At 63.2% G+C, this 26,294-nt stretch carries 27 protein-coding genes, 1 tRNA gene and 1 pseudogene; 15 read left to right on the top strand and 14 right to left on the bottom strand.

Annotation, left to right across the window (positions count from 1 at the left end):
- Window positions 1–5: 5 nt before the first annotated feature.
- From V6E02_RS06895 to V6E02_RS06880, 4 genes are all read left to right on the top strand, one after another.
- Window positions 6–749 carry a DUF6776 family protein gene (locus V6E02_RS06895; protein ID WP_347308045.1) on the top strand — a complete coding sequence of 248 codons (744 nt, stop codon included), beginning with the start codon at window positions 6–8 and terminating at the stop codon, window positions 747–749.
- A gap of 19 nt (window positions 750–768) precedes the next feature.
- Window positions 769–1,185, top strand: coding sequence for a bactofilin family protein (locus V6E02_RS06890; protein ID WP_347308044.1), 417 nt, complete (start codon window positions 769–771; stop codon window positions 1,183–1,185).
- 42 nt (window positions 1,186–1,227) lie between these two features.
- Window positions 1,228–1,578 (top strand): iron-sulfur cluster insertion protein ErpA, encoded by a 351-nt coding sequence (erpA, locus tag V6E02_RS06885; protein ID WP_347308043.1) that lies wholly within the window; start codon window positions 1,228–1,230, stop codon window positions 1,576–1,578.
- Between the two features lie 72 nt (window positions 1,579–1,650).
- The gene (locus V6E02_RS06880; protein ID WP_347308042.1) at window positions 1,651–2,808 is read left to right on the top strand and encodes a citrate synthase; all 1,158 of its coding nucleotides are present in this window, start codon (window positions 1,651–1,653) and stop codon (window positions 2,806–2,808) included.
- On the opposite strand, the gene V6E02_RS06875 is transcribed toward V6E02_RS06880, so the two are convergent.
- Together V6E02_RS06875 and V6E02_RS06870 are read right to left on the bottom strand one after the other, a co-directional pair.
- Window positions 2,805–3,914 (bottom strand): anhydro-N-acetylmuramic acid kinase, encoded by a 1,110-nt coding sequence (locus tag V6E02_RS06875; RefSeq protein ID WP_347308041.1) that lies wholly within the window; start codon window positions 3,912–3,914, stop codon window positions 2,805–2,807. The two genes, V6E02_RS06880 and V6E02_RS06875, sit on opposite strands and share 4 nt — an antisense overlap.
- A 30-nt stretch (window positions 3,915–3,944) precedes the next feature.
- Window positions 3,945–5,306 (bottom strand): OapA family protein, encoded by a 1,362-nt coding sequence (locus V6E02_RS06870; protein WP_347308040.1) that lies wholly within the window; start codon window positions 5,304–5,306, stop codon window positions 3,945–3,947.
- Between the two features lie 130 nt (window positions 5,307–5,436).
- Here V6E02_RS06870 and tyrS point away from each other — a divergent pair, with 130 nt between their 5' ends.
- Entirely contained in the window at window positions 5,437–6,624 is a 1,188-nt protein-coding gene (tyrS, locus tag V6E02_RS06865; RefSeq protein WP_347308039.1) for a tyrosine--tRNA ligase, read from the top strand.
- A 12-nt stretch (window positions 6,625–6,636) separates the two neighbouring features.
- Here tyrS and V6E02_RS06860 read toward each other — a convergent pair whose 3' ends face one another.
- Window positions 6,637–7,035: a YMGG-like glycine zipper-containing protein gene (locus tag V6E02_RS06860; protein ID WP_347308038.1), complete on the bottom strand. Its 399-nt coding sequence runs from the start codon at window positions 7,033–7,035 to the stop codon at window positions 6,637–6,639.
- 207 nt (window positions 7,036–7,242) lie between these two features.
- Window positions 7,243–7,431, bottom strand: coding sequence for a hypothetical protein (locus V6E02_RS06855; protein ID WP_347308037.1), 189 nt, complete (start codon window positions 7,429–7,431; stop codon window positions 7,243–7,245).
- Window positions 7,432–7,824: 393 nt separating this feature from the next.
- Between V6E02_RS06855 and rpmE the strand changes: the two genes are divergently transcribed.
- From rpmE to hslU, 4 genes are all read left to right on the top strand, one after another.
- Window positions 7,825–8,028, top strand: coding sequence for a 50S ribosomal protein L31 (rpmE, locus tag V6E02_RS06850; RefSeq protein WP_347308036.1), 204 nt, complete (start codon window positions 7,825–7,827; stop codon window positions 8,026–8,028).
- A gap of 296 nt (window positions 8,029–8,324) precedes the next feature.
- Window positions 8,325–9,461, top strand: coding sequence for an STAS domain-containing protein (locus V6E02_RS06845; protein WP_347308035.1), 1,137 nt, complete (start codon window positions 8,325–8,327; stop codon window positions 9,459–9,461).
- A gap of 29 nt (window positions 9,462–9,490) precedes the next feature.
- A complete protein-coding gene (gene hslV / locus V6E02_RS06840; protein ID WP_347308034.1) occupies window positions 9,491–10,027 on the top strand; it encodes an ATP-dependent protease subunit HslV in 537 nt (178 codons plus the stop codon).
- A gap of 22 nt (window positions 10,028–10,049) precedes the next feature.
- Entirely contained in the window at window positions 10,050–11,387 is a 1,338-nt protein-coding gene (hslU, locus tag V6E02_RS06835; protein WP_347308033.1) for an ATP-dependent protease ATPase subunit HslU, read from the top strand.
- A gap of 127 nt (window positions 11,388–11,514) precedes the next feature.
- Here hslU and V6E02_RS06830 read toward each other — a convergent pair whose 3' ends face one another.
- Entirely contained in the window at window positions 11,515–12,369 is an 855-nt protein-coding gene (locus V6E02_RS06830; RefSeq protein WP_430626778.1) for a pirin family protein, read from the bottom strand.
- 262 nt (window positions 12,370–12,631) lie between these two features.
- On the opposite strand from V6E02_RS06830, the gene csm6 reads away from it, so the two are divergent.
- The 3 genes and pseudogenes from csm6 to V6E02_RS06815 all read left to right on the top strand — a co-directional run.
- Window positions 12,632–13,792 (top strand): CRISPR-associated ring nuclease Csm6, encoded by a 1,161-nt coding sequence (gene csm6 / locus V6E02_RS06825; RefSeq protein WP_347308031.1) that lies wholly within the window; start codon window positions 12,632–12,634, stop codon window positions 13,790–13,792.
- A gap of 214 nt (window positions 13,793–14,006) precedes the next feature.
- The gene (locus V6E02_RS06820; RefSeq protein ID WP_347308030.1) at window positions 14,007–14,399 is read left to right on the top strand and encodes a hypothetical protein; all 393 of its coding nucleotides are present in this window, start codon (window positions 14,007–14,009) and stop codon (window positions 14,397–14,399) included.
- 238 nt (window positions 14,400–14,637) lie between these two features.
- Window positions 14,638–14,980 (top strand): annotated as a pseudogene (locus tag V6E02_RS06815) (transposase); the annotation flags it as partial.
- A 233-nt stretch (window positions 14,981–15,213) separates the two neighbouring features.
- Here V6E02_RS06815 and V6E02_RS06810 read toward each other — a convergent pair.
- Window positions 15,214–15,290: transfer RNA gene (locus tag V6E02_RS06810), tRNA-Arg, on the bottom strand.
- A 143-nt stretch (window positions 15,291–15,433) separates the two neighbouring features.
- On the opposite strand from V6E02_RS06810, the gene V6E02_RS06805 reads away from it, so the two are divergent.
- Window positions 15,434–15,931 carry a c-type cytochrome gene (locus V6E02_RS06805; RefSeq protein WP_347308029.1) on the top strand — a complete coding sequence of 166 codons (498 nt, stop codon included), beginning with the start codon at window positions 15,434–15,436 and terminating at the stop codon, window positions 15,929–15,931.
- A gap of 623 nt (window positions 15,932–16,554) precedes the next feature.
- Here the strand turns inward: V6E02_RS06805 and V6E02_RS06800 are convergent.
- The gene (locus V6E02_RS06800; protein ID WP_347308028.1) at window positions 16,555–18,540 is read right to left on the bottom strand and encodes a UvrD-helicase domain-containing protein; all 1,986 of its coding nucleotides are present in this window, start codon (window positions 18,538–18,540) and stop codon (window positions 16,555–16,557) included.
- A gap of 113 nt (window positions 18,541–18,653) precedes the next feature.
- On the opposite strand from V6E02_RS06800, the gene V6E02_RS06795 reads away from it, so the two are divergent.
- The gene (locus tag V6E02_RS06795; protein ID WP_347308027.1) at window positions 18,654–19,481 is read left to right on the top strand and encodes a symmetrical bis(5'-nucleosyl)-tetraphosphatase; all 828 of its coding nucleotides are present in this window, start codon (window positions 18,654–18,656) and stop codon (window positions 19,479–19,481) included.
- Here the strand turns inward: V6E02_RS06795 and V6E02_RS06790 are convergent.
- The 6 genes from V6E02_RS06790 to V6E02_RS06765 form a co-directional block, all read right to left on the bottom strand.
- Window positions 19,408–20,250 (bottom strand): lysophospholipid acyltransferase family protein, encoded by an 843-nt coding sequence (locus V6E02_RS06790; RefSeq protein WP_347308026.1) that lies wholly within the window; start codon window positions 20,248–20,250, stop codon window positions 19,408–19,410. The genes V6E02_RS06795 and V6E02_RS06790 overlap by 74 nt on opposite strands.
- 47 nt (window positions 20,251–20,297) lie before the next feature.
- Window positions 20,298–21,056, bottom strand: coding sequence for a GNAT family N-acyltransferase (locus V6E02_RS06785; RefSeq protein WP_347308025.1), 759 nt, complete (start codon window positions 21,054–21,056; stop codon window positions 20,298–20,300).
- 114 nt (window positions 21,057–21,170) lie between these two features.
- Window positions 21,171–21,779 (bottom strand): DNA-3-methyladenine glycosylase I, encoded by a 609-nt coding sequence (locus tag V6E02_RS06780; RefSeq protein WP_347308024.1) that lies wholly within the window; start codon window positions 21,777–21,779, stop codon window positions 21,171–21,173.
- The gene (locus tag V6E02_RS06775; protein WP_347308023.1) at window positions 21,751–22,323 is read right to left on the bottom strand and encodes a TIGR00645 family protein; all 573 of its coding nucleotides are present in this window, start codon (window positions 22,321–22,323) and stop codon (window positions 21,751–21,753) included. Before V6E02_RS06775 ends, V6E02_RS06780 begins: the two co-directional genes overlap by 29 nt.
- A gap of 175 nt (window positions 22,324–22,498) precedes the next feature.
- Window positions 22,499–22,954, bottom strand: coding sequence for an outer membrane lipoprotein (locus V6E02_RS06770; RefSeq protein WP_347308022.1), 456 nt, complete (start codon window positions 22,952–22,954; stop codon window positions 22,499–22,501).
- Window positions 22,955–22,983: 29 nt separating this feature from the next.
- Window positions 22,984–23,922: a carbohydrate kinase family protein gene (locus tag V6E02_RS06765; RefSeq protein ID WP_347308021.1), complete on the bottom strand. Its 939-nt coding sequence runs from the start codon at window positions 23,920–23,922 to the stop codon at window positions 22,984–22,986.
- Between the two features lie 106 nt (window positions 23,923–24,028).
- Between V6E02_RS06765 and V6E02_RS06760 the strand changes: the two genes are divergently transcribed.
- The gene (locus V6E02_RS06760) at window positions 24,029–24,856 is read left to right on the top strand and encodes a zinc dependent phospholipase C family protein (RefSeq protein ID WP_347308020.1); all 828 of its coding nucleotides are present in this window, start codon (window positions 24,029–24,031) and stop codon (window positions 24,854–24,856) included.
- A 276-nt stretch (window positions 24,857–25,132) separates the two neighbouring features.
- Here the strand turns inward: V6E02_RS06760 and V6E02_RS06755 are convergent, their stop codons facing one another.
- A complete protein-coding gene (locus V6E02_RS06755) occupies window positions 25,133–26,146 on the bottom strand; it encodes a glycosyltransferase (protein WP_347308019.1) in 1,014 nt (337 codons plus the stop codon).
- Between the last annotated feature and the right edge of the window lie 148 nt (window positions 26,147–26,294).

Raw genomic sequence — 26,294 nt, 5'->3', positions numbered from 1 at the left:
GTGGGATGGCCTCTCGTCTCCTGCGTCGCCTCAAGAGCCGGTTCGGCATCGCGACGGCGCGCATGCGGGTGCGCACCCACATTCCCCTGCCGGTGCGTCTCATCGTGGTGGCGCTGCTGGTGGGAGCGGGCCTGGCGCTGGCCGACTGGGTCTATACGACGGGGCTGCGCCTGGCGGGATTCGAAAAGAGTCAGGCGCAGGAAGCCTTGCGCAGTCTGTCGGATGAGGTGACGCGTCTTGAGCGCGACAATGCCGCTTTGCGTGCCGAGAGCGCGCGCCTGCGTCAGCAATTGGAAATCGAGCAGGCCACGCAGCGCAACCTGGCGCAAACCTTAAAGGGGCTACAGGAAGAGAACGCGATCTTGCGCGAGGATGCCGCCTTTTTCCGCAACCTGCTCTCGCCCAACCCGGGGGCGATGGGCGTGACCATTTACCATGCCAAGCTGGAGCGCAACCCCCTGCTGCCTGGCGAATACCGGTACCGGCTGCTACTATTGAACGCCGGTCCCCGCGACCAGGAATTTTCGGGCAGCGTGGAACTGTTGGTGAGCGGAGTCAGGGACGGGCGGACGCTGACGGTGGCCGAGCCCGGAGCCAAGGGTCGATTGCCCGTGCGCTTCCGCTATTATCAGCGTCTCGAGGGTAGCCTGCAGCTCCCGGAGGGCATGAGCCCAAGGAGTTTGCAAGTGCGTGTGTTCGAGGCGGGCGCGGTACAGCCCCGCTGGACCCGTACCCTTGCGCTGCCCTGAGTTGGGAGGAAGGAAAACCATGTTTTTCGGAAAGAAACCCAGCCGTCCTCAAAACCGCATCGATACCCTGATCGGTGCCGAGACGCGGGTGCAGGGTGATGTCTCGTTCAGCGGTGGCCTGCGCGTGGATGGCGCCATCTTTGGCAATGTTTCCTCGCGCGGCGAGGGGCCCGCTACCCTGGTATTGTCGGAAAATGCCCGCATCGAGGGGCGTATCCAGGTTTCCCACGTGGTCATCAATGGGACGGTGGTGGGCCCGGTGCACGCGAGCGAATACGTGGAACTGCAGCCCAAGGCCCGTGTCTCAGGCGACGTCTTTTACAAGACCCTGGAAATGCACCTCGGCGCCATCGTCGAGGGCAAGCTGGTGCACGAGGAAAGCTCGCCAGCCCAGGTCGGACTGGGCGCGCAGGGCGCGATTGACCAATCCGCCTAAGGCCGGGATAATTGACCGAACCGAATATTGAAGGAGTTTGCCATGAATGCCGCCACCGAAATGCCTACCCCCCTCATTTTCACCGACGCCGCCGCCGCCAAGGTGAAGCAGCTCATCGATGAGGAGGGTAATCCCAATCTGAAACTGCGTGTGTTCGTCACCGGCGGCGGTTGTTCCGGCTTCCAGTATGGCTTCACCTTCGACGAGAACCAGGCCGAGGATGACACCGTGATGGAGAAGGGCGGCGTGACCCTACTCATCGATCCCATGAGCTTCACCTATCTGGTTGGCGCGGAGATCGACTACCAGGAGGGCCTGGAAGGCGCCCAGTTCGTGATCAAGAACCCCAACGCCACCTCCACCTGCGGCTGCGGGTCCTCGTTCTCGGTCTGATCCACAACAACAATCAGGCAACGCCAAAGGAGGCGACCCACGCCTCCTTTTATTTTCTGCAGGGGGAAAACGATGAACGAGTACGTGCCCGGCCTGGAGGGTGTGCCGGCGACGAAATCCAACATCTCCTTCATCGATGGCGAAAAAGGCATACTCGCCTATCGCGGCTATGCCATCGAGACCCTGGCCGAGCGCAGCACCTTCGAGGAGACCGCGCTTTTGCTGCTGGACGGCAACCTGCCGACGCGGGCTGCCCTCAAGGAATTCGATCGCGATATGCGGGCGCGGCGGCGGGTGAAGTTCCGCATCCGGGAACTGATGCGAGCGTTGCCGCCCAACGCCCACCCCATGGACATGCTGCAATCCATGGTCAACTGCTTGGGCATGTATTATCCGGGCGCGGAGGGTCCCGCTGGCGATGCCGCCGCCGATCTCGCTTACGTGCACGACGTCTCGGTGAGCATCCTGGCGCGCATGCCCACTCTGGTGGCCATGTGGGAGCACATTCGCAATGGCTATGATCCCATCGAGCCACGCACGGACCTCACCACTGCCGAAAATTTCTTGTGGATGCTCACGGGCGAGGAACCGGACCGCTACATCGCCCGTATCCTGGACATCTGCCTGATCCTGCACGCCGAGCACACCATCAATGCCTCCACATTCGCGGTGCTCGTCGCCGGTTCCACCCTGGCCAGTCCTTACAGCGTGATCGCCTCGGGCATCGCCACCCTCTCCGGACCGCTACACGGCGGTGCCAACCAGGCGGTGGTCAAGATGTTGGAGGAAATCGGCTCACCCGACAAGGCGGAAGCCTACATCGACGCCCAGATCAAGCAGAAGAAAAAGATCTGGGGCTTTGGGCACCGCGAATACAACGTCAAGGATCCACGGGCAGTGATCCTGGAACATCTCATGCGCAAGATGATCGAGTACCGCGAGGGGCGCGTCGGCCCCCTGTTCGAGATCGCCCAGGCGGTGGAGAGGGCAGCCACCGAGCGTCTGGGTCCCAAGGGCGTCTATCCCAACGTGGATTTCTATTCGGGCGTGCTCTACCGGGAGATGGGGATCGCGCCCGACCAGTTCACCTCCATCTTCGCCATCGCCCGCGCCGCCGGCTGGCTGGCCCACTGGAAGGAACAGCTGGGGCAGAACCGCATTTTCCGTCCCACCCAGGTTTATACCGGCGAGCTCAATCGCCAGTACATTCCCATCGAGCAGCGCGGCTAGCGCGGATAGATCGCGCCCAGCACGCAAGGGTGCGTCGCGCCGGTGACTGCCGGCAGGTTGCCAGGCGCGCCATGCAAGGTGCGCCAGGCCAGCCACGCAAAGGCCAGCGCTTCCACCCACTCGGCGGCCACGCCGAGGGCATCGGTCAGCGCCACCGGCGTGGCGCTGGCAGCGAAGGCGTGACGCAGGGTATTGACCAGCGCCGTGTTGCGCGCGCCACCGCCACACAACCAGATTTCCTCGGCGCCTGCCATGTGTCTTTGCACGGCATCATGGATGGCCTGCGCGGTGAGGCGCAACAGGGTGGCCTGCACGTCCTGGGGTGCGAACGCTGCCGAAAGTTGCGCCTCGAGCCAAGCGAGGTTGAAGTGATCCCGGCCGGTGCTCTTGGGTGGCGGTGCCCGGAAAAATGGATCGTCAAGGAGGCCCGCCAAAAGCTGCGGCAGGGGCGTGCCCGAGGCCGCCCAACTGCCACCCACGTCGTAGGGCTGACCCGTGTGGCGCTGGCACCAGGCATCCATGAGCAGGTTGCCGGGACCGCAATCGAAACCCGTCACGTTTCCACCGGGAGGCAGGTCGGTGAGATTGGCGATGCCACCAATATTGACGATAACACGATGCTTTTCAGCGTGGCTAAACACCGCGGCATGGAAGGCTGGCACCAGCGGCGCGCCCTGGCCCCCCGCGGCGAGGTCGCGGCTACGGAAATCCGCCACCACCCTGATGCCGGTTCGTTCAGCGAGCAGCGCCGGATTGTTGAGCTGCAGGGTGTATCCCAGCTCCGGTCGATGGCGAACGGTCTGGCCGTGGGCACCAATGGCCGCGATTTGATCCGGCCTCAGACCGGTTTGCGCGAGCAGTTCCTTGACCGCCTGCGTGTAGTGCTCGGCGAGGCGGTTGGCGGCGAGGGCGGCCCGCTCCAGCTCGTTGGGGCCCGGCTCGTTTAGCGCGAGGAGTTCTTCCCGTAGCTCGGGGTCGAAGCCGAGCTGGACATGACCCAAGGTTTTCGGGATGGTGTGGGAAAAGTCACCAAGGACGGCGTCCACGCCGTCCAGGCTGGTGCCTGACATGAGCCCGATGACGAGAGGGGGCGTGCCAGCTGCCATGGTGTTGATCCGCCCCTAGCCGGGCAGTCATCAGTCGATGCTGGCCAGATTCAGCCCGCGCACCAGCGACAGGCGGGCCACCAGAGGAGCCGTGGCCGCGCGGAATTCGTTGCGATACTGGGCTGCGATGGGAAAGGCCTGGGGCATGGGCACGGTGAGGGGATTGCGCTGCACGCCAGCGACGCGGAATTCGTAGTGTAGGTGTGGCCCTGTGGCCAGACCCGTGGCGCCCACGTAGCCGATGGTTTGACCCTGGGTGACGCGCGCACCTTGCCGGATGCCCTTGGCGAAGCCGGAGAGGTGACCGTAGGCGGTGCTGATGCGTCCGTTGTGCTGCAGCACGATGAGATTGCCGTAGCCGTTCTGCCGCCCAGCAAAGGCGACGGTACCGTCGGCCACCGCGCGCACCGGCGTGCCGATGGGGGCGCCGTAATCCACGCCTTTATGGGCACGCCAGGTCTTCAACACCGGATGGAAGCGGGCCAGGCTGAAGCCCGACGTGATGCGGGAGAATTCCAGCGGCGAGCGTAGAAAGGCCTTGCGCAGATTCTTCCCGTCCGGCGTGTAATAGCCCTCGCGTCCGTCACGGTCGCGGAAATAGACGGCCTGATAGGTCCTGCCCGCGTTGACGAACTCCGCTGCCAGCACGCGCCCGAAGCGCACTGGCTCACCTTCGCTGTGCAGCGTCTCATAAATGACAGTGAAGCGGTCGCCCTTGCGGATATCCAAGTGGAAGTCGATGTCGGAAGAGAAAATCTCCGCCATCTGCACTGCCACCGCATCGGGCACGCCTGCGGCGTCCGTGGCACCGAACAGAGAGCTCTTGATCTCTCCGGATTTGATGGTGATTCGCGTCTCTAGCGCCGCTTTCTCTTCACGCAGGCGGAAGCTTTCACCCGCGCGCTCCACTTGCAGCAGCGTCTGGTCTGGCGCCACGTAGCGCAGCGCCACCAGTCGACCTTCCGCATCCGTCTCGGCACGGACGCTGCGGCCAGGCACCAACTGGGTGAGGGTGCGCGCCTCGCGGCTTGCGCGAAGAAAGGCAAAGGCTGCGGCATCGTCCACTTCCAGCCGATCGAGCAGGCTGGCCAAGGTATCGCCGCGCTGGATGCGGGTCTGGCGCCAGAAGGTTTGGCCGTCGCCCTCATCGAGGGGGGTGGGTGTGGGCAGGTCGAGTTGCTCGATCACCGTCCGGCGTTCCAGCGGCTGCGGGTCGGTGGCTGGCGCGATGCCAAAGGCCACTGCCATTCCTAGTAGTGGCAGGGTGGAGAGGGCGATGAGCCAGCGCAGTCGTAGGCTGCGGGAGGATGTCGTCCCGGATGGTGTCGCGACTTGGTCCACCGGGGCGGGAGGCGGGTTTTGCGCTAAAATCGCGCCTTTGTCCTTGTGCATGGGTTGCGCCTTCCGAAAAACCAGGCGCGAGGATAACAGAGTTTCCGGGCGGGGCAAAATAACTTTCTGTCATCGCCATGCCCTTGGAATTTCATGGAAATCTAATATTTACGGCGGAAACGACAGCGCCATGGACTCGATTGCCGACGCTCTGCAAATTATCAAGCGCGGTTGCCAGGAACTCCTCCTGGAAGACGAACTGAAACAGCGCCTCGCCCTGGGTCGGCCACTGCGGGTGAAGGCGGGCTTCGACCCGACCGCACCGGATCTGCACTTGGGGCACACGGTGCTTCTCAACAAGCTGCGGCAACTACAGGACATGGGGCATGAGGCCTTGTTCCTGATCGGGGACTTCACCGGCATGATCGGCGACCCCACCGGCAAGAGCGCCACACGTCCACCCCTGAGTCGCGACCAGGTGCTGGAGAATGCCCGCACCTACGAGCAGCAGATCTTCAAGATCCTGGATCCGGAAAAGACACTGGTCCTCTTCAACTCCAGCTGGATGGGCGAAATGAAGGCAGCCGACATGGTGGGCCTGGCGGCCCAGTACACCGTCGCGCGGATGCTGGAGCGGGACGATTTCCACAAGCGCTACATCGCCGGACAGCCGATCGCCATTCACGAATTCCTCTATCCCCTCATTCAGGGGTACGACTCGGTGGTGCTGCGCGCGGATATGGAGCTAGGGGGAACCGACCAGAAATTCAATCTGCTGGTGGGGCGCGAACTCCAGAAACGCTACGGCCAGCCGCCTCAGGTGGTGCTCACCATGCCCATTCTGGAAGGCTTGGATGGTATAAACAAGATGTCCAAGTCACTGCACAACTACGTCGGCATCAACGAGCCGCCCAACGAAATGTTCGGCAAGCTCATGTCCATCTCCGACGACTTGATGTGGCGGTACCTCGAACTGTTGTCCTTCCAGCCCCTGTCCACCATCGAGCAGTGGAAGCGGGAGGTGGCCAACGGGCGCAATCCGCGTGACATCAAGGTGCTGTTCGCCCAGGAAATTGTCGCCCGTTTCCATGATCGCGCGGCGGCAGAGAAGGCGCTGGCGGATTTCGAGGCGCGCTTCCGTCTGCATACCATTCCGGAAGACCTGCCCGAGGTCGCCGTGCCGGCTGGTGGGATCGGGCACGTCCTCAAGCAGGCGGGGCTTACCGCCAGCACGTCGGAGGCCCTGCGCCTGATCGAGCAAGGTGGCGTACGGGTGAACGGCGAGAAAGTGAGCGACAAAGGCCTCGTCCTCCCCCCTGGTGAGAAGGTCGTGATTCAGGTGGGCAAGCGCAAGTTCGCCCGCGTCTCCCTTGTCTGAAGGGGCTGGGCGTCAGTCGTCCCAGTCCCAATGGGCATGGTGGTGCTTACGCCAGCCCGGAGGCGGCCCATAGACATAGACCACTCGCCGCGGCGGCGGCACCACGAGGCAGCGCTCCGCCGGTTGCGGGACATAGATCACGCGCTCGCGCACGTATCGGGGGCGATATATCACGGACCGCGGTTCGTCGTCCCAGTCCATGCTTTGGCCAATCGCGGCGCCTGCAGCTCCGCCCAGGGCGCTCCAGACGATGACGGCGCCACGATCACCACCCAGACCATGACCTACTGCTGCGCCCGCCGCGCTTCCAATGGCTGCACCGAGCACGCTCGCACCATGATCGGCGTAGGCCGTGCTCGCGCCCATGGCCAATAGCAGCGGCAAGACGCGAACGAGAGTATTTGCTTTCATGCAACTTCCTCCTTTCGGTTGGCGCAAGAATCTGGAGGACTTAACGCATGCCCGGGCGCGTGGTTGACGGTAGGCAGTGACTGCTGGGACACGTCAAGACAGACGCACTGAAATTTTTCTGTAAAGCGCTGTTGTCAACGAATCGAACTGCCCGGTTTCGTGGCACATAGACTGTCCGCTTGTTCCCTGTGGGAAGGTATCCCACAGTCAGGTGCTGCGGCGGACCTTTGCTGCAGCCTGCAAGTCGGGTTTGAGCAACTGCCCTTGGGCATTGTAGCGAGCCAGGCAGCGTGGGCCGTGGAAGAGGGCGATTGTCCCATCCAAGTCACGGTGCACCTGCACCTTCACCTTGACGTAATGCATGCGGTGACGGTCGGTGGGGATTTGCAACTTCATCCCCTCGAAGGCCACACAGTTGAAGTTTCGGCCGCCGCTACGCGGCTTAACCTGCTGGCGCAGGTTAGCCTGTGCTGAAACTGCGTTTTCCTTGCCGCCTCTTGCGAAAGCCGTCCCACCGCCAGCCTCCATAGGCTTCCTCAAATCGCATCTTCCGTATCGCCTGCAACACTTCCGTCCGTCTCACCAGGCACCTCCTCGGTACCCAATAAAACCGGACAACCATCGTGCTACAAGTCCGGACAGTTTATTTGCTCTCTACACGCTCTCTACAGATACCTTGCGCGTAGGGCAAGTTTCCCCCATAATTTTGTGTTTCTTTCGGTAGGGTGTGCCCGGGGCGCGCCCGACATTAGGCATTTGCCCAGACTTCCCAGACTTCAAGGATTTGCGATGAAACCTGACATTCATCCCGCTTACGCTGAGATCACGGTGACCTGCAGCTGCGGCAACACGTTCAAGACTGGTTCCACCCTGGGCAAGGATCTGCACATCGAGGTCTGCTCCCAGTGCCATCCTTACTATACGGGCAAGCAGAAGATCGTGGACACCGCGGGGCGGGTGGAAAGATTCCGCCAGAAATACGCCCGCAAGTAAGTTGGGCCAGGCGAAAAAAGCGGCTTTGGCCGCTTTTTTTTTCGCCTGCGCCCGGGCTGGCAGGAACCTTGCATTCGATATTGCTGAGGCCGACTCTTTAGCCGTATCATGGCCCAGTCATCTTTTGGTGCGCGGCCGGCTGCGCAGGTACAGTGCTTGGCTTGCGTAAACAACCCGAAGCGGGCCGGTTCCGGCGACGATTTCCCGTCACCTATGACGACTCGATGTAGACAGTAGGCTGATCGGTGGTGTTTTCCTTTTTTCGCAGAGGCAAGAATCAGGACGGACCACCTAGCGTGACGCCGCCTCGCCCGGTGCTGCCAGCAGGGGCAGCGCCCCAGCCGGCGCCCAAGACCGAGCCAGCCGCCGAGGTGCAAGAGGCGGGCTGGGACGATCTGCTACTGGGTTCCACGCCCACCGCCGAGTCCTACTCGGCAGTGGAAGAGGCCGCAGTGCTCTACGCCAACACACGTGTGGCCGAGGCCATTGCCGTGCTCGAGACATTCCTCCGAGAAAACACCGCTTCGCGCGACTTGCAGCCCTGGCTGTTGCTGTTCGATCTTTATCAGTCCCAGGGCATGAAGCAGAAGTTCGACGAGCTGTCCATGGAATTCGTGGTGCGCTTCGAACGTTCGGCGCCGGTGTGGGAACCGCCAAACGCGGTCCCGTCCGCGCCGGTCGCCGCCAGTGCACCGGCGGCGGGGCCGACGGTGAGGCTAGAGGGCATGCTGGACGGCGGCGCCGAGCAGGCCATTCAGCGTCTGCTCAAACTGGCGGAGGGCAAGGTCCCGGTTCGTCTCGATCTGGCCCAAGCGCAGGGCATCGATCCGTCGCGTGCCCAGCTACTCGCGGAAGTGTTGCTGATGCTGCGCAAGGCCGGCAAGTACCTGGTTTTGGCTGGCGCGCAGGAATTCACGGCGCGAGTCAAGGCCTACACGGAAGGTGCCGGACGACGCGAGCCCGCCTACTGGCGTTTGCTGTTCGAGCTTTACCAGTTCCAAAACCGCGCGCAGGAGTTCGAGGACGCGGCCGTGGACTATGCGGTGACTTTCGAGGTCTCGCCCCCTTCCTGGGAACCGGTGGCGGGTTTGCCTGCCGAGCCGGCGACGGAGAGCCCTGCATCCCCCGCTCAGACGGGGGGTGAGGTGGAGAGCGATGTGTTCCGGCTGGAAGGCGTGCTCGATGCCGCCAGCGAATATCGGCTCAAGGAGCTTGCGCGTTTCGCGGAAGGGCGCAGCGAAGTGGTGGTGGACTTAAGTCGCCTGGTGCGAGTGGATTTCATGATCGTTGGCTCCGTGATCAACACACTCATCAACCTCAACCAGGCCGGTAAGAAGGTGACGCTTTCTGGCCAGAACGAAATGGTGCATGCCCTGTTCGAAGTGATGGGCGTGCGCGATTTTGCGCAACTTGCGCGGCGTAAGGCGCGCTAGCGCGTCCGCCGGTATTCTCGGGAACCCTGATGCAGCAGTTTCATGGTACGACGATTCTCTCCGTCCGCCGCGGAAACCGCGTGGCCATGGGTGGCGATGGGCAGGTCACCCTGGGCAACGTGGTCGTGAAGGCCTCGGCGCGCAAGGTGCGTCGCCTCTATCATGGCCGCATTCTGGCAGGCTTCGCCGGCGGCACCGCGGATGCCTTCACCCTGTTCGAGCGCTTCGAAGCCAAGCTGGAGAAGCACCAGGGGCATCTGCTGCGTTCCGCGGTCGAGCTCGCCAAGGACTGGCGCACCGATCGCATGCTGCGCAGACTGGAAGCGATGCTGGCGGTGGCCGACCGGGAAACCTCGCTCATCCTCACCGGTAACGGCGACGTGCTCGAGCCCGAACACGGCCTGGTGGCCATTGGCAGCGGCGGGCCCTACGCGCAGTCCGCGGCGCGGGCGCTGCTGGATCACACCGATCTCGCGGCCTCGGAAATCGTTCGCAAGGCGCTCACCATCGCGGCCGATCTTTGCATCTACACCAACCAGAACCACGTGATCGAAACCCTCGACTGAGGCGCGACCTCCCGCTCACGCCATGCAAATGACACCGCAGGAAATCGTCCACGAGCTTAACAAACACATCGTCGGCCAGCAGGCGGCCAAGCGCGCCGTCGCCATCGCCCTACGCAACCGCTGGCGGCGCATGCAGGTGAGTGATCCGCTGCGTCAGGAAATCACGCCAAAGAACATCCTCATGATCGGACCCACCGGCGTGGGCAAGACGGAAATCGCGCGGCGACTTGCACGTCTGGCCAATGCGCCCTTCATCAAGGTGGAGGCCACCAAGTTCACCGAAGTGGGGTACGTGGGACGTGACGTGGACACCATCATCCGCGACCTTGTGGACATGGCGGTGAAGCAGACGCGCGAAGAGGAAATGCGCAAGGTGCAGTTTCGCGCCGAGGAGATCGCCGAGGAGCGCATCCTGGACGCGCTATTGCCACCAGCGCGCGATGTCGGCTTCGGTTTAGGTGGACAAGGCAGCACCCAGGAAGAATCCGCCACACGCCAGAAATTCCGCAAGATGCTGCGGGAGGGGAAGCTCGACGACAAGGAAATCGAGATCGAGATGGCCGTGGCTGCCCCGCACATGGAAATTTTCGCGCCACCCGGCATGGAGGAACTCACCAGCCAGATCCAGGGACTGTTTCAAAACCTGGGTGGAGGGCGGCGCAAGCTGAAAAAAATGCGCGTGCGCGAGGCCTTCCGTAGCCTTACCGAAGAAGAAGCCCTCAAGCTCATCAACGAGGAAGAGATTCGTCAGCGAGCCGTGGCCAGTGTGGAGCAAAACGGCATCGTCTTCATCGACGAGATGGACAAGATCGCCAGCCGCGCGGAGACGAGTGGCGCCGATGTTTCGCGCCAAGGCGTGCAGCGGGATCTACTGCCGCTCATCGAGGGTACCACCGTCTCCACCAAATACGGCATGATCCGCACCGACCACATTCTGTTCATTGGCTCCGGCGCCTTCCATCTCGCCAAACCCTCTGATCTCATTCCGGAATTGCAGGGACGGCTCCCGATCCGCGTGGAGCTGGATTCCCTTTCCGTCGGAGATTTTGAACAGATTCTTACCGGTACCGATGCCTGCCTCATCAAACAGTACCAGGCTTTGCTTGCCACCGAAGGTGTGACGCTGGAATTTGCGCCCGATGGCATCCGGCGCATCGCCGAGATCGCCTTCGAGGTGAATGAACGCACCGAGAACATCGGTGCGCGCCGCCTGCACACGGTGATGGAGCGGCTGCTGGAAGACATTTCCTTCGCCGCCGACCGCCAGGCTGGCAGCACCGTGGTCATCGATGCCGCCTACGTGGATGCCCGCCTCAAGGATCTGGCCACGAGCGAAGATCTTGCCCGTTACGTGCTGTGAGGGAGCCAGCCGCCGCCGCGTCGATCGCCGCGCTGGCCGTGCTTCAACCCGGGTGACCCAGCAGGAGGCGGGATGAGAGGGTCTCAGACGCGCCTGGGTTGGACAAGACGGTCGCAGGTTAGGTTGATCACCTGGCCGAGAAGTCGGGCGCGTGCCGGACCAGGGTGCCAGCCCGGTAATCGCGCAATGCCTGTTCGATCTCCTCGCGCGTGTTCATCACGAACGGCCCGTATTGCACCACGGGCTCATAAAGCGGCCGCCCCGCCACCAGAATGAAACGCGTGCCGGCCACACCGGCCGTGACCTGCACGTCCTCCCCGGGGGAGAGCACGCCCAGCGTGTGGGGCTTGAGCACGTTGCCTGCAACAGCCTCGCCTTCGAACACGTAGATGAAGGCCGTGTGCGCGGCGGGCAAGGCATGTTCGAACCGTGCGTTCCGTTCGAGCGCCACATCGAGATACTGCACTTGGGTGACATCGTCGGCGATGGGCCCGCGCACGCCTGCATATTCCCCAAGCAGGATCCGCACGCGATGCCCAGGCGAGGCAAGCTCAGGAATGGCCTGCGCGGAAAATTCCTGATAGGCGGGCTCGCTCATCTTCTGCGCCGCAGGCAGATTGATCCAAAGCTGGAAACCTCGCATCCGCCCCTCCGCCTGCTGGGGCATCTCGGAATGGATGACACCGCTGCCCGCCCGCATCCACTGCGCGCCCCCGGCACGCAACTCGCTGGTGTTGCCCAGGCTGTCGCGATGCAGCATGCGGCCATCCAGCATGTAGGTGAGGGTTATGAAACCCCGATGGGGGTGATCCGGAAAGCCCGCGATATAGTCGTTCGGGTCATCGCTGCCGAAATGGTCCAACAGCAAAAAGGGATCCAGGTGCCGCAGCCTGGGGGTGCCGATGCTACGGTAAACGGTCACGCCAGCGCCTTCGGAGAGCGGCTGGGCCTGAACGGTGTGAACAACGGTGCGAAGCGTCATGATCGAACATAAGTTTGCGATGGGCGCAGCGCGCATCCTACGCCACGTGCGCTTTGCTGCCTACAGGGGTCTTGAAGAACGCAGGTGGCTCGCTTAGATTAGATCCCCACCAGGGAGTCGAATCCAATAAACCAGCGTCGGTAAAGGCGCGCGGGGCACAGAAGCGCGGTAATCGGTCCCAAAAGTGACGCGCTCGCAAGCTTGTGGCGCGAGCGCGGCCAAAGAACGCCTGGCAGGATGGGGCTCCATTGGAGACCGAGTCATGACACCCAATGAGCCCCACACCTTTGAGCGCCGTGTTCTGCTCGCCGTGAGCGGTCTCACCCCACAGGTCGTCACCGAGACCCTCTACGCGCTGATTCACCAACCGGCGCCCTTCGTCCCCACGGAAGTCCGGCTCATCACCACGGCCGAGGGCGCAGCGCGAGCGCGGCTTGCGCTGTTGTCCGAAGACCCTGGCTGGTTTCGCCGCCTGTGTCTGGACTACGCGCTGCCACCCATCGCCTTTGGCGAAGCGCACATCCACACCATTGAAGATGCGTCTGGCGTTGCGCTTGCCGACATCCGCACCCCAGCCGACAATCAGCATGCTGCGGACCGCATCACGGACATCGTGCGCACTCTCACGGCCGATCCGGGCACCGCGCTACACGTCTCGATCGCGGGCGGACGCAAGACCATGGGCTATTACCTGGGTTATGCACTCTCCCTGTTCGGTCGTCCGCAGGATCGTCTCTCCCATGTGCTCGTATCCGAGCCGTTCGAATCGAGCTGGGAGTTCTTTTATCCCACGCGCCACGAGCGCATTATCCAGACCCGCGACGGCAAGCTCGCCGACTGCCGAGAGGCGCGGGTCACCCTGGCCGAAATTCCTTTTGTGCGCCTGCGCGAAGGACTGCCCCCCGGGCTGCTCACGGGGCACGCCAGTTTGAGTGAGGTGGTCGCGGCGGCCAATCGCGCGCTCATGGAGCCCCACCTATTTATCGACATAAACGCAAAATCCGTCACGGCCGACGGTGTTGCCCTCGACCTGAGCCCCACGGAACTCGCCGTCCTGCTCTGGCTTGCCGAGCGCGCGGGCAGCGGCGAGCCGAACGTCTGCTGGCAGGACGCCGACGAGGCAGAGGGGTTTCTTGCCGTTGCCGCGCGTCTCATGAACTCAATGACAGGAGAGTATGAGCGATGCGAGAAGGCCATCCGCGAGCGTTCGAGCGATCCCAAGATGCTCGGCGAATACTTCGAGCCACACAAGTCGCGCATCAAGACCGCCTTCGAAACGGCCTTGGGCAGGCAGGCCGCCGCCCGCTATCTCATCCAACGCGACGGCCCGCGCGGCCACAGCTACTACTACCTGCCGTTAGAACCGGGTCAGATCGAGATATGCGACCAGCCAGGAACGGGGAAGAAAAGGGAAACGTTGTGATGACAGACAAGCTTGCCGTTCGAGCAAAATGGCTGCACATCAAACGATAATAGGATTGGGTACCATTGCTATCCGAACACATGCCCTGATCACAAAGGGATTGAGACCCACCCACGATTGTCTTTGTCCATGCGTCTGCGATCCGAAGACATGCTCTGATCACAAAGGGTTTGACATGCCATTTAACAGGGAAAGGAAAACACAATAAAAAACTGTGGCGCTGTTCACCGTGTCTGCTTGTGCCACGGCGCAACTGACTGGTTGTGCCAGGGCTTCGAAAGACATCGCTGCGCAATCAGTATCGCCCCTGCAATATCAGCAATATGACTGTGGGCAGATCATGGCGGAGATGCAGCGTGTGCAAACGCGCGCCACGCAGCTTGCTGGGCGGCTGGATCAAGCGGCCGCCAACGACAAGGCAATCGCCGGCGTGGGGCTGATTCTTTTCTGGCCCGCGCTATTCGCGCTGGGTGGCACCAAGGCGCAGGAAGCCGAATATGCGCGCCTCAAGGGTGAGTACGACGCCTTGCAGCAGGTGGCGATTCAGAAGCAATGTCCGGGTGCAACCCCCGAAATGGTGGCCGAGCAAAAACCGAAGGAGGGCTGATAGGTGTCGTGACAAGTCGTGGCGAGTGCGACGGGCTGGCGGCCGGACCCGTGGCGGCTACGTGCTGGATGTCCCCTTCCACGCTGCCCGAAGTTGGCGTCGGGGCTATGCACTTGATCCAAAATTGCTGCCTTGCGCAGTTCGGCGATCCTGTGGTTCGAGGGCCGGCCCGGCCGACGGCTCGCAAGCCCCGCTGCACCTTCGGCTTCATCTTTTCGAAACAAGCGCCGCGTATTCGGTTGCACCCAAGGGAGCGGAATTGAACCGGCGGCGCTTTCTGGAAAGCCTCTTGGCCCGCGGGGCTGAAAGGGGTCAAACGTATCGTCGCCGATCACCGTGGGGGGCTTGCAGCCGCCCGCCGCGCCGTCTTGCTTGCTGTGCCCTGGGAGGGCCCAGTTCCCTCTGCAACAGAACGCCGGTCAACTCATGACGCGAAAGGCAAGCGCGAAAGAGCGTTGCCCCTCAACTGCGCGCCATCTCCCATGCCCCTTGACGAGATGGAAGCCGAGCGGCTCTTCGCGGCCGCTTTGGAAGCCTGGCGCAAGGCGCATCACAAGCTTGCCCAGTGCGCCGAGGAGGCCTCCGTAACCCACGCGTCATGACGTCCGCCGCAGATATTTACAGAAAAGGGGTTGCACAATCCGGTTCTCGCGTCGCGTGGGCGCAATGACCGACGACGGCATTCCAAAGGAAATGGGAGAAAGGCAATCCGTAGCCGGGCTGCCGGTCCACCGCCCTTGCGGGGACGAAAAGGTGGGGCACGGAGGTGCGTACTGCTGATGAGTCGCCGCCTGGCACCGAACAGGCATCTGTCTGGCGCGCCCGAGACGATTCGAACGTCCGACCCCAGCCTTCGGAGGGCTGTACTCTATCCAACTGAGCTACGGGCGCAAGCCGCGTAAGTATAACGCCTTTCGGCATTTTGCTCTACGCATTACCTTGGCCGAAGCGGCCGAAACCCGTATAATCAGGACCTTTACGTGGGGTTTCCCGCGGCGATCTTTATCTGGCAACCACACAAGGCCTTGATCATTATGAGTGAACAAAGCACTGGCGTTCCCAAGACCACTGCGCGGCAGGTGATCGTCGCCCTGATCGGCGGTTTCGCTGCGCCCATCATCGCCATCGTCCTGATTGTGCAGCTGGTGCTGTCCATCCAGGCGAGTCATATCGACAAGGATGATCCCCAACTCGCCGATTTAGCGGTGCGGGAACGCATCAAGCCCGTTGCGGAGGTGAAGTCGGTCGATCCCAACGCGCCGCGCGTGGAGCGCACCGGCGAGCAGGTGTATCAGGCGGTGTGCACGAGCTGCCATCAGGCGGGGGCGCTGGGCGCACCCAAGTTTGGCAACAAGGCGGACTGGGCGCCCCGCATCGCTCAAGGTTACGAGACGCTGATCAAGCATGCCATCGAGGGCATCCGCGGCATGCCGCCCCGTGGCGGCGATCCGGACATCTCGGATATCGAGATCGCGCGCACGGTGGCCTACATGGCCAACTCCGCAGGCGCCAACTTCCAGCCCAAGGAATGACGGATTCCACCAGGACTTGAAAAACGCGGGGACGCCCCCGCGTTTTTTTTGCGCTCCATTGCGGCGAAAGGCGTTCCCACCGGTGCTGCTGGTGCAGATGGGTACGCTCTTCGTCATGCCGGCCAGACGCCGTGCGCGCGGAATCTATTGAGCATTACGTAAATGGGTGACACCTTTGTGTCGTCCCCGCGAAAGCGGGGACCCAGGAACATGGCGAGGAATACCCTGGATTCCCGCTTTCGCGGGAATGACGTTTGACTTACGCAGCCTGTCAACGACTTACGTAACGCTCAATATTGAGCATTACGTAAATGGGTGACACCTTTGTGTCGTCCCCGCGAAAGCGGGGACCCAGGAACATGGCGAGGCATACCCTGGATTCCCGCTTTCGCGGGAATGACGTTTGACTTACGCAGCCTGTCAACGACTTACGTAACGCTCAATAGGACACTGCGCAAGCTGCGCAGATCGAAGTCTGGATACCCGCTTGCGCGGGGATGACGGGGATGCCGTCAACGGGCATTCTCCAGGGGGCAGGCGGGCGTGGCATGTCCGCTTCCGTTGCCTTGCATCGCTTTCGCGGCAGTAGGGGGCGCCACATCTGCCAACCAGGTTTTCAAGGCTCAAGAGCTGCCCTTCAGCATGGCCTTGAGCTGGGCTAGGCGCGCGCTGCCCTCCTGCTTGTCGCGCATGGGGTCGGTTTCGCGCCCCGAGATGCGCAAATCGTCCTGAGGGAGTTCGGCGATGAAGCGCGAGGGCTCGCACACCTGGAACTCGCGTGCGCGGCGGCGCTTGAGGCAATGGCTCAGGGTGAGGCTTTCGCGGGCGCGGGTGATGCCCACGTACATGAGACGCCGTTCTTCCTCCACCTGGCCGTTTTCGATGCACTCTCTGTGGGGCAGGATGCCTTCTTCCACGCCCACCAGGAAAACGTGGCGGAATTCCAGGCCCTTTGCGGCGTGCAGGGTGGTTAGCCTCACGGCGTTTGCGTCTTCCTCCCGATTGTCCAACATGCTCATGAGGGCGACAGTCTGGACGAGCTCGGCCAGCGTCTTGCCTTCTTCCTCGCCCTTGCGGGCAAGCCAGCCCACGAAGTCCTGCACGTTGGCCCAGCGTGTTTCTGCGATGCGCGGCTCTGCTTGGTCGAACAGCCAGGTTTCATAGCCGATGCCGCGCAGCATATCCTGCAGGATGACGCCGGCGGGTTCGCGCGCGGCGCGGTACTCCAGTCCATTGATGAAATGGCAAAACGCCGCCAACGGCTCGTATTGGCGGGCAGTCAGTTGGGCCTCGAACCCGACTTCGAACACCGCGGCGAACAGGGATAGGTGACGGCTTGCCGCGTAGGCACCGAGTTTCTCCAGGGTCTGCACACCCACGCCACGCCTAGGGGTGGTGATGGCGCGGATGAAGGCAGGGTCGTCGTCGCTATTGTGGATGAGGCGCAAATAGGCGGTGATGTCCTTGATCTCGGTGCGCTCGAAAAAGGACTGGCCGCCGGAGACCTGGTAGGGAATGCGCCGCGCCCGCAGCGCCTCTTCGAAGGGGCGCGCCTGGTGGTTGCCGCGGTAGAGAATGGCGTAATCGCCATAGTGGGTGCGATGTTGCAACCGGTGGGCTTCGATGCGCATGACCACGTTCTCGGCTTCTGCCTCGTCGTCGCGCGCGGCGAACACATGGATGGGTTCGCCCAGGCCGAGCTCGCTCCACAGTTTCTTCTCGAACAGCTTGGTGTTGTGGGCGATCAGATGATTGGCGGCGCGCAGGATGCGCAGGGTGGAGCGGTAGTTCTGTTCCAGCTTGATTACCTTCAGGCGTGGAAAGTCGTCCTGCAGCAGGCGCAGGTTTTCCACGTTGGCGCCGCGCCAGGCATAGATCGCCTGGTCGTCGTCGCCCACGGCGGTGAAGGCCGCGCGCGCGCCGGCGAGCAGTTTCATCAGCCGGTACTGGCCGAGATTGGTGTCCTGGTATTCGTCCACCAGCAGGTAGCGCAGGCGGTCTTGCCACTTGCCGCGCGCTTCGGGATCGCGTTCCAGCAGTTCCACCGGCAGGCGGATCAAGTCGTCGAAATCCATGGCCTGATAGGCGCGCAAAGTGTCCTGGTAGGCGACATAGGCGCGCGCCGCGGCCACGGCCTGTTCGCTATCGGCTTGGGTGGCCGCCGCCCCGGGCGCCACCAGATCGTTCTTCCAGCGCGAGATGCGGTGCTGGATGCGCTTGAGCAGACTCTTGTCCGTCGTCTTCAGGATCTCCGCCAGCAGGTGCAGGCTGTCGGCAGCATCGAGCACGGAAAAGCGCGGCTTATAGCCAATGCGCGCGGCTTCCTGGCGCAGGATCTGCAAGCCGAGGGCGTGGAAAGTGGTGATCGCGAGCCCGCGCACGGAACGGTTTTCCAGCAGGCGGCCCACACGTTCCTGCATTTCTTGTGCCGCCTTGTTGGTAAAGGTGATGGCGGCGATGGTGCCGGGCGCGTAGCCGCAGTCGCGGATGAGGTAGGCGATCTTGTGTGTGATGACGCGGGTCTTGCCGCTGCCGGCGCCCGCCAGCACGAGCAGGGGGCCGTCGAGGTATTTGACCGCCTCCCGCTGCGGGGCATTGAGAGCATGCATGGACAGGGGTGCTGCGGAAGGTTGCTTGGAGGCCGCGATTCTAACATGCAGCCAAAGCGCGGGTGCTTGCTGGTTACGCGGGTTAGAATGGCGCCGGTTTGTTTGGAGCGAGCATGGCCACCTACGTCATTGGCGACATCCAGGGTTGTTACGAGGCGCTCATGCGTCTCATGGAGAAAATCCCTTTCGACCCTAGCCGGGATCGGCTCTGGCTGGTGGGCGATCTGGTCAACCGCGGACCGCATTCGCTGCAGGTGTTGCGCTGGGCGCGTGATTTGGGCGAGCGCGCCGTCGCCGTGCTGGGCAACCACGATTTGCATCTGCTGGCTGTGGCGGAGGGCTTCGTCCCGCTTCATCACAACGACACGCTCGAGGACGTGCTCACCGCGCCGGATCGCGCGGAGCTGCTGGAATGGCTGCGCCACCGGCCCCTGGCCCATTTCGAGCACGGCTGGCTGATGGTGCATGCAGGACTGTTGCCGCAATGGACGGTGTTACGTGCAGTGGAGCTGGCGCGGGAAGTGGAGGGGGAACTCGCGGGGCCTGGCTATCGCCACTTCCTTGAGCACATGTACGGGAACGAGCCCCGCCAGTGGCGCGACGATCTCATTGGCATCGCGCGTCTGCGGGTCATCACCAATGCCATGACGCGGCTGCGTTTTTGCACGCGCGAGGGCGTGATGGAATTCACCCACAAGGGACCACCGTCGCGGCGGCCGGAAGGCTTCTTGCCCTGGTATGAAGTGCCGGAACGCAAGAGTCGCGGCGCGCCCATCGTTTTCGGTCACTGGTCCGCGCATGGGCTCGATGTCAACAGTGAATACTGCGCCCTGGACACGGGCTGCCTGTGGGGGGGCGCCCTATCTGCTATGCGCTTGGAAGACCGGGCGCTGTTTCAGGTGTCCTGTCAGGGTCTGGCAGGGACAAGGCCGCTGCGATAGCGGCCTGGGCTGCGCGCGCGATTTCGCGCCGGTTGCGCCCGCGCGTGGAGATGGCGGGCAGAAAGGCAAGCTCGGCGTGAACTGTTTCGGCCTTGATGATGCGCGTAAGCGAGTCGAGCAGCGTCATCTGATCAATGTAGGCCGGGGTGGTGTCCGGGTTGCCCGCCGCGTCCACATAACGGATCGCCACAGGAATCACCGGCGCGCCCAGATCCACTGCGGGCTGCAACAGGGAAGGGTGGAAGCGGCGCAGCCTTAGGCCGTCGCTGGTCGTGCTCTCGGGAAACAGGGCGATACAGGCGCCGTCGGCGAGGGCGGCGGCGATCTCCCGGTTGATGGCGGCAGTGTGATGTCGTTGTTCCCGACGAATGAAGAGCGTGCCGGTTTTTTTTGCCAGCCAGCCGATCAGCGGCCAGCGCGCCACCTCTGCCTTGGCCACAAACCGGCATGCCCGCTGGCTGTCCAGCAGCCACACGTCGAGCCAGGAGATGTGATTGGCGACGAAGACGGCACCCTTGCGGACCGCAAGCACACCCGTGACGGTGACGCGCACGGATAGTCGCCCAAGCAAAGCCTGCGCCCAGCGTTCGATGATGGCTTCGCGCCGGGCTTGCGTGGCGAAGGGGAAGACCAGGGCCGCCAGCACCGCGCCCCAGGCCAAGTGGAACGCGAGCAGGACGAGCTTGATAAGGAGGCGGGCGATCCCACCTTGCGTCGTGGCCCGGTTTGGCAACGCCTCGGCACCGGTCGCGGGAGTCTTCTCGTCCATCGGGCGATGCTACCGTCCCGCGCCGGACGGTGCAAAGCCGTGGCGTGTCAGCCGTGGGGCAGAAAATGACGGGAATAGCGCGGATTCATCAGCGCCCGCGGCAGGATCAGCATCAGGTCGGCGGTGTTGAAGTCCGGGTCCCAGGCCGGCGCGCCACAGACATAGCAGCCTACACGGATGTAGCCCTTGAGCAGGGGCGGCAAGGGCACGTTGAGCGTGTTGTCCAGGGATTCCAGAGGCAGCCGGTTGCGGGGAAATACACGCCACTCCACCGGGCTCATGTGCTCAATGCCGATGCGGCGGAACAGGCTTGCGGCCGCATGGCCACCATCGGCCATGCCGATGCTGGCGCAGCCGATCAGGTAATCGAAGCCATGCTGCTCGATGAAGCGGGCCAGTCCTGCCCACAGTAGCGTGATTACGCCGCCATTGCGGTAGGCAGGATGCACCGCGGCGCGGCCCACTTCCAGCGTGCGGTCGAGCAGATGATTGAGCCGGGTCAGGTCGAATTCGGTCTGGGAATAGAAGCAGCCGGCCTCGCGCGCGCCGCGGGGCGTGAGCAGGCGATAGGTGCCGACCACTTCCAGCGTCCGGGCGTCGCGCACCAGCAGGTGCTCGCAGAAGGGGTCGAAGAGATCCCGGTCAAGCCCTGATTCCGGATTGGGCAGGCGCGCGCCTATTTCCTCGGCGAACACCTTGTAGCGCAGGCGCTGTGCCTCGCGCACCTCGTCTTCACAGCGGGCCAGGCTCAGCGTGAGCGGGGCAGAGCGGGCCTGGGTTTCCCAACGCGCCAACTCGTTCAACATGCCACACCTCGTTTCGAATTTTCGATGAGGCGCAGGCTAAGAAGCGGCGATGACGTGGGCGTGAAAGAGGGATGAAGCTTTTATGACCCGCGGGCCTACTCTTCGCGCAATGTCTCAGATGTCAGGCGCCAGGGACGCAACCTCCTCGTGGCGCGGGCAGCTCACCAGGTGGTCGTTCACCAGACCCACCGCCTGCATGTAGGCGTAGCACATGGTTGGGCCCACGAATTGGAAGCCGCGTTGTTTGAGCGCTCGCGCAAGCCGACGGGAAACAGTGGTCTGGGTGGGGATGTCTACGAGACGACGAAAACGGTTCTGAACCGGTCTGCCCTCGACGAAGGACCAGAGAAAAGGCGCAAAACCGCCTTCGTGCGCCGCAAGCTCAAGAAAGGCGCGAGCATTGGTGACGGCTGCTTGGAGCTTGGCGCGGTTGCGCACGATGCCTGGATTGTCCAGCAGTCGCTCGATGTCGGCCGCGGTGAAGCGTGCCAGGCGCTGTGGGTCGAAGCCCGCTAGTGCCTCGCGCAGGGCGGCGCGCTTCTTGAGGATGGTGAGCCAGGACAGGCCAGCTTGCTGCCCCTCGAGAATGAGCATTTCGAACAGGTGCGCGTCATCGAAAGAGGGAACACCCCATTCGCTGTCGTGGTAGGCGATATAGAGCGGGTCCGTCCCGCACCAGCCGCAGCGCCTGGCTTCAGTGTTTGGCGCGGTGCTTGATTTCATGGGCCCCTTCGGCGATGCGATCCATCAGCGCGAACAGCACGCCCGATACCACCAGGATGGCATGGATGCCCACCTTCCAGGCGATGGCGGTGTCGGCATTGGTCCACACCCACTCGGCGTTGGGATTCTTGTCCGCCTCGATGAGGGCCATGATGTTGACGAAGGTCTTCAACAGCTCAATCGCGGAAATGGCGACGATGGAAGCGATCACCTTGACCTTGAGGCCGGAGAAGTCCACCTTGCCCATCCAGTCCGGCCGGTCCTCATGGCCAGCGGTGTCGATCTTGGAGACGAAGTTTTCGTAGCCACTGAAGATGATGATGAGCAGCAGATTGGCTACCAGCGACATGTCCACCAGGGTGAGCACCGCCAGGATGAGATCGCCTTCGCTCATTTCGAACACGTGGGGCAGCACGTGTAGGAACTCCTGGGCAAACTTCAACAGGATCAGGCCAATACCCACCACCAGCCCTAGATAAAACGGTGCAAGTAGCCAGCGGGCGTTGAAGATCAGGAGTTCCAGCAAGTGTTCGATGAATCGCATTTTGCTCCCTTTTGGTGAGGATTCCGGTCATGACAGCCGAGCGCGGCGAGCACCGGCACACGTCATCCTCCGCCGCCGCAGCGATCCGGGATCCAGGAACGCGGGGCCATGACAGCCTGGATGTCCGATTGCGTGGGAATGAGGCCGTCTCGGACTCCTTGGCGGCCCCGCTGGCTCAATGAGTGACGCGGGTTACGCCGCCTCCGGTGAGCACGCGCACGCGGTCACCGGGCCGGAACTCCTCGTCCGCTGCCTGGGTGACGGCGATCATGCGGCCATTGTCCAGTTTGACGGTAATCTCCAGACCCTTGGTGCGGGTCACGCCTTCCTCGATGGCGGCTCCGGCCACGCCACCGGCCACGGCGCCGACGATGGCCCCCACGGTGCTGCCTTTGCCACCGCCGATGTTACTGCCGGCGATGCCCCCCACTGCAGCGCCGGCGGCGGGCCCAACCACGGACTTGGTGCCTTCGATCATCACTTCGCGCACGCTCTCCACGCGGCCCATCTGAACTTCCTGAGCCTGACGCGCCTGCTCGCGGGTGTAGGTGCCGCTGGACATGGTGGCCGGACAGCCGGTGAGCACAAACGCGGTGGCGGCGAGTGTGGTAATGACTAGCAAACGTTGCATGTTGACCTCCGGTTGTTGCAAAACGGGTTTCACGCGGGCCAGGTCAGGCCCAATTCCTGCCGTGCCCAGGCGGTGAGTGCGGCATGGTCGAGGCTATGGTTCTGGGCGCCGCGGCTGGCGATCTTAAGCGCCCCCATATAGGCCGCAAGGCGGCCGGTTTGTTCCCAGTCGAAGCCGTGCACGATGCCGTAGAGCAGACCGGCACGGTAGGCATCGCCGCAGCCGGTGGGATCCACCACGGCTTTCGGTGGCACGCAGGGAATTTCCAGCCGTTCGCCGTCGGCGAAGATGAGGGAGCCTTTCGCGCCAAGGGTGACGATGAGCGCCTTCACCCGCTGGGCCAGCGCGGCGAGCGACAGACCCGTGCGCTCCTGCATCAGCTCGGCTTCGTAGTCGTTGAGCGTCACGTAATCCGCCAGTTCCACGAAACGCAAGAGTTCTGGGCCGTCGAACAAGGGCATGGCCTGGCCCGGATCGAACACGAAAGGGATGCCCGCAGCATGGAAGTCGTGGGCATGGCGCAGCATGCCTTCCCGCCCGTCCGGGGCGACGATGCCCAGCCGGATGTGGCGCGCCTCGCCCACGCTGTTTTCGTGGGAGTGGTTCATCGCGCCCGGGTGAAAGGCGGTGATCTGGTTGTCATCGAGATCGGTGGTGATGAAGGCCTGGGCAGTGTAGGTGCCGGGAATGAGCCGCACGTGGGTCGTTTCCAGCCCCAAGGCTTCCAGCCGCGCCCGATAGGGGGCGAAGTCTTCGCCCACCGCCGCCATGATCACCGGTTCGCCGCCCAGCAACTTCAGGTTGTAGGCGATGTTTCCGGCACAACCGCCGAACTCGCGCCGCATGTCCGGCACCAGGAAAGAGACGTTAAGGATGTGGATCTTGTCCGGCAGGATGTGGTTCCGGAAACGGTCGCGGAACACCATGATGTGGTCGTAGGCGAGGGAGCCGCAGATCAGCGTGCGCATCGTGTCGTGGCCGTGGCGAGAAGCGTCAAGTTTAGCGCATTCCCTGTCACGGAAAAATCACGGGCAGTTCATCGTTTCTTCGCTCAGTGCTGCGAGAGTGCACGCCATGAAACGGCGCGCATGGATCTGGTGGCTGCTGCCATTGACGCTCTACAGCGAACAGGCGCTGGCCTGGGGGCTGGCAACCCACCTCTACTTCGCCCAGCTCTTGGTGTGGGCGGTGCCGCTGGCCGATTCCCGTTTGCGCCGCGCGGTGCGCCGACTGCCCCGGCTGCTTCTGGCTGGGGCGTGTCTACCTGATCTCACTCTGGTGGCGGGGCGGCTTACCGGCTTCGCCACGAGTCATGAATGGCGCTTTGCCTGGCGTCTCATGGAAAAAGCGGCGAGCGACGAGGAGCGGGCGCTGGCCGTGGGTTATGCCAGCCACCTGTTTGTGGACGTGCTCGCCCATAATCATTTCGTGCCCGCCCACGAAGCCCTGTGGCTCAAGGTGCCGGTCCTCACCCACGCCGTGGCCGAATGGGTGATGGATGCCCACGTGGCTTGCCAGCTGTTCGCGTATCCCCAAGTGATACTGGATGCAGAGGCGGCCCGCATCGTCCCCTTCGTCGCACGCCACTTCGCTTGCTCCTCGGCCGAGGCTGCGCGGGGTGTGAAACGTCTGTCCCAGGCCAGTGGGCTGCTCTACGGCAGCCGCCTGCATCGCTTGCTGGGCCTGGGTGCGCGGGCGCTCGATCGTTGCCTAGCGCGTCGTTGCGACCATTACGTGGCTGAGATCACTGCGCGCTTGCCCGAGATCAACCGGCTGTTGGCGGGCGAGGCGCCCAACTGGCGCGCCGATCTGCCCTGCCCGGTGCGCACGGCCCACTTGGCCGGGCTTGGTTACGAGCGCCTGCGCGGGCCCCTGCCGTTACCGAAGAGTCTGTTTGGTTAACGACATCGACTTTCTGTTGTCGCTACACAACCGCATCGCCTCGCACGTGGCTATTGAGCGTTACGTAAGTCGTTGACAGGCTGCGTAAGTCAAACGTCATTCCCGCGAAAGCGGGAATCCAGGGTATTCCTCGCCATATTCCTGGGTCCCCGCTTTCGCGGGGACGACACAAAGGTGTCACCCATTTACGTAATGCTCAATAGTCATAAGCCGACTCACGAGGCGATCGACCTACCGTCACAAATGGCAGCGGCTCATGCCACACTCACCTGGCTTTCAGCTTACGCGGGAAGGACGGTGCACGCGTAGCGTGTTCACGCAAGCGGTGGCGACGGTCGCAAGCAGCGATGGGGCTATCCATGGGGTAGCCCGGCGTGGGATAGGCGGTCCACTGCGGCCCCTCGCTTGAGCGTATCCTCGTAAAAAACACGTTAGCCGCGCCGTCATCTCGCGCGCGCTCCAGGTGGCGGCATAGGGGCGGGCGCGCGCCAGCGCCGGGCGCAGGGGGCCGTCGCCCACCAGTACCAAGCGCGCATCAGGACGGCGGGCGCGCAAGGCATCATAGGCGGCGAGAAGCAACGGCAGGTTTTTTTCCGGGGCGAGCCGCCCCACGTAAAGCACCACCGGCGTATCCGGGCGGGCACCCCAGCTCGCGCGCAGCGCGTCGCTGCGCCGTTGCGGTGTGAATAGCTGGGTATCGACGCCCCGCGCCAAGACGTTGAGCCGGCGGAAGCCCAGCTGGCTCAGCTCGCGGCGCATGGCCTTGGTGGGCACCAGCGTGAGAGCGGTGCGGTTGTGAAAGTGGCGCAGATAGGCTTCGATGGGACGCTTAAGCCAACCGAAGCCGTAGTGGCGACTATAGATATGGAAATTGGTATGGAAGCTCGAAGTGACCGGCACGCCCAGGGCCCGGGCCGCCTTTAGCGCCGACCAACCCAAGGGGCCTTCCGTGGTGATATGCACCAGATCGGGCCGCCGCGCCCGCCATAGGCGCTTAAGCCGCGTCCCCGCCGGCAGGCCGATACGCAGCTCGTCATAGCGGGGGAGGGGCAAGCCGGGGGTGAGGACTTCTTCCAGACTCTGCGTGTCACTGGGCACATCCGCTGGATGCTGACGCGGACGTATCAGCTGCACCCCATGGCCCCGCCGGCGCAAGCCGTCCACCAACCGGCCGACTGTCATGGCCACGCCATTGATTTCCGGCGGGTACGTTTCGGTGACCCATGCCAGGTGGAGCCGGTGCGGGGGGCGCGAGACCGGGAGCGAATCGGCGAACTCAAGACCATCCATGGGCTGCCATGCTGCGCGCTTCCTGCGACAGCCAGGTGACGATGCCATGACCGGGTTGTGACGGAGAGTCTTTTCTGGGCACCCTTGAAATCCCCGCGCTTTCACCCATATTGGTGGTAACCGGCAAAACAGAGCTGCCGGAAATCGT

The sequence above is a fragment of the Thiobacter sp. AK1 genome, assembly GCF_039822265.1.
Classification (GTDB): Bacteria; Pseudomonadota; Gammaproteobacteria; order Burkholderiales; family Thiobacteraceae; genus Thiobacter; species Thiobacter aerophilum.
Note: the sequence above shows the minus strand (reverse complement) of the source record. Positions and strands in the feature narration are given on the sequence as shown.

Coding starts and splice junctions, on each gene's coding strand:
- V6E02_RS06800 (WP_347308028.1), bottom strand. CDS start 18,540: ATGCATGCTCTCAATGCCCCGCAGCGGGAGGCGGTCAAATACCTCGAC.
- V6E02_RS06795 (WP_347308027.1), top strand. CDS start 18,654: ATGGCCACCTACGTCATTGGCGACATCCAGGGTTGTTACGAGGCGCTC.
- V6E02_RS06755 (WP_347308019.1), bottom strand. CDS start 26,146: ATGGATGGTCTTGAGTTCGCCGATTCGCTCCCGGTCTCGCGCCCCCCG.
- V6E02_RS06880 (WP_347308042.1), top strand. CDS start 1,651: ATGAACGAGTACGTGCCCGGCCTGGAGGGTGTGCCGGCGACGAAATCC.
- V6E02_RS06770 (WP_347308022.1), bottom strand. CDS start 22,954: ATGCAACGTTTGCTAGTCATTACCACACTCGCCGCCACCGCGTTTGTG.
- erpA (WP_347308043.1), top strand. CDS start 1,228: ATGAATGCCGCCACCGAAATGCCTACCCCCCTCATTTTCACCGACGCC.
- V6E02_RS06890 (WP_347308044.1), top strand. CDS start 769: ATGTTTTTCGGAAAGAAACCCAGCCGTCCTCAAAACCGCATCGATACC.
- V6E02_RS06790 (WP_347308026.1), bottom strand. CDS start 20,250: ATGGACGAGAAGACTCCCGCGACCGGTGCCGAGGCGTTGCCAAACCGG.
- V6E02_RS06870 (WP_347308040.1), bottom strand. CDS start 5,306: ATGCACAAGGACAAAGGCGCGATTTTAGCGCAAAACCCGCCTCCCGCC.
- V6E02_RS06875 (WP_347308041.1), bottom strand. CDS start 3,914: ATGGCAGCTGGCACGCCCCCTCTCGTCATCGGGCTCATGTCAGGCACC.
- rpmE (WP_347308036.1), top strand. CDS start 7,825: ATGAAACCTGACATTCATCCCGCTTACGCTGAGATCACGGTGACCTGC.
- csm6 (WP_347308031.1), top strand. CDS start 12,632: ATGACACCCAATGAGCCCCACACCTTTGAGCGCCGTGTTCTGCTCGCC.
- V6E02_RS06805 (WP_347308029.1), top strand. CDS start 15,434: ATGAGTGAACAAAGCACTGGCGTTCCCAAGACCACTGCGCGGCAGGTG.
- tyrS (WP_347308039.1), top strand. CDS start 5,437: ATGGACTCGATTGCCGACGCTCTGCAAATTATCAAGCGCGGTTGCCAG.
- V6E02_RS06760 (WP_347308020.1), top strand. CDS start 24,029: ATGAAACGGCGCGCATGGATCTGGTGGCTGCTGCCATTGACGCTCTAC.
- V6E02_RS06765 (WP_347308021.1), bottom strand. CDS start 23,922: ATGCGCACGCTGATCTGCGGCTCCCTCGCCTACGACCACATCATGGTG.
- V6E02_RS06780 (WP_347308024.1), bottom strand. CDS start 21,779: ATGAAATCAAGCACCGCGCCAAACACTGAAGCCAGGCGCTGCGGCTGG.
- V6E02_RS06775 (WP_347308023.1), bottom strand. CDS start 22,323: ATGCGATTCATCGAACACTTGCTGGAACTCCTGATCTTCAACGCCCGC.
- V6E02_RS06785 (WP_347308025.1), bottom strand. CDS start 21,056: ATGTTGAACGAGTTGGCGCGTTGGGAAACCCAGGCCCGCTCTGCCCCG.
- V6E02_RS06855 (WP_347308037.1), bottom strand. CDS start 7,431: ATGAAGTTGCAAATCCCCACCGACCGTCACCGCATGCATTACGTCAAG.
- V6E02_RS06830 (WP_430626778.1), bottom strand. CDS start 12,369: ATGACGCTTCGCACCGTTGTTCACACCGTTCAGGCCCAGCCGCTCTCC.
- hslV (WP_347308034.1), top strand. CDS start 9,491: ATGCAGCAGTTTCATGGTACGACGATTCTCTCCGTCCGCCGCGGAAAC.
- V6E02_RS06860 (WP_347308038.1), bottom strand. CDS start 7,035: ATGAAAGCAAATACTCTCGTTCGCGTCTTGCCGCTGCTATTGGCCATG.
- hslU (WP_347308033.1), top strand. CDS start 10,050: ATGCAAATGACACCGCAGGAAATCGTCCACGAGCTTAACAAACACATC.
- V6E02_RS06895 (WP_347308045.1), top strand. CDS start 6: ATGGCCTCTCGTCTCCTGCGTCGCCTCAAGAGCCGGTTCGGCATCGCG.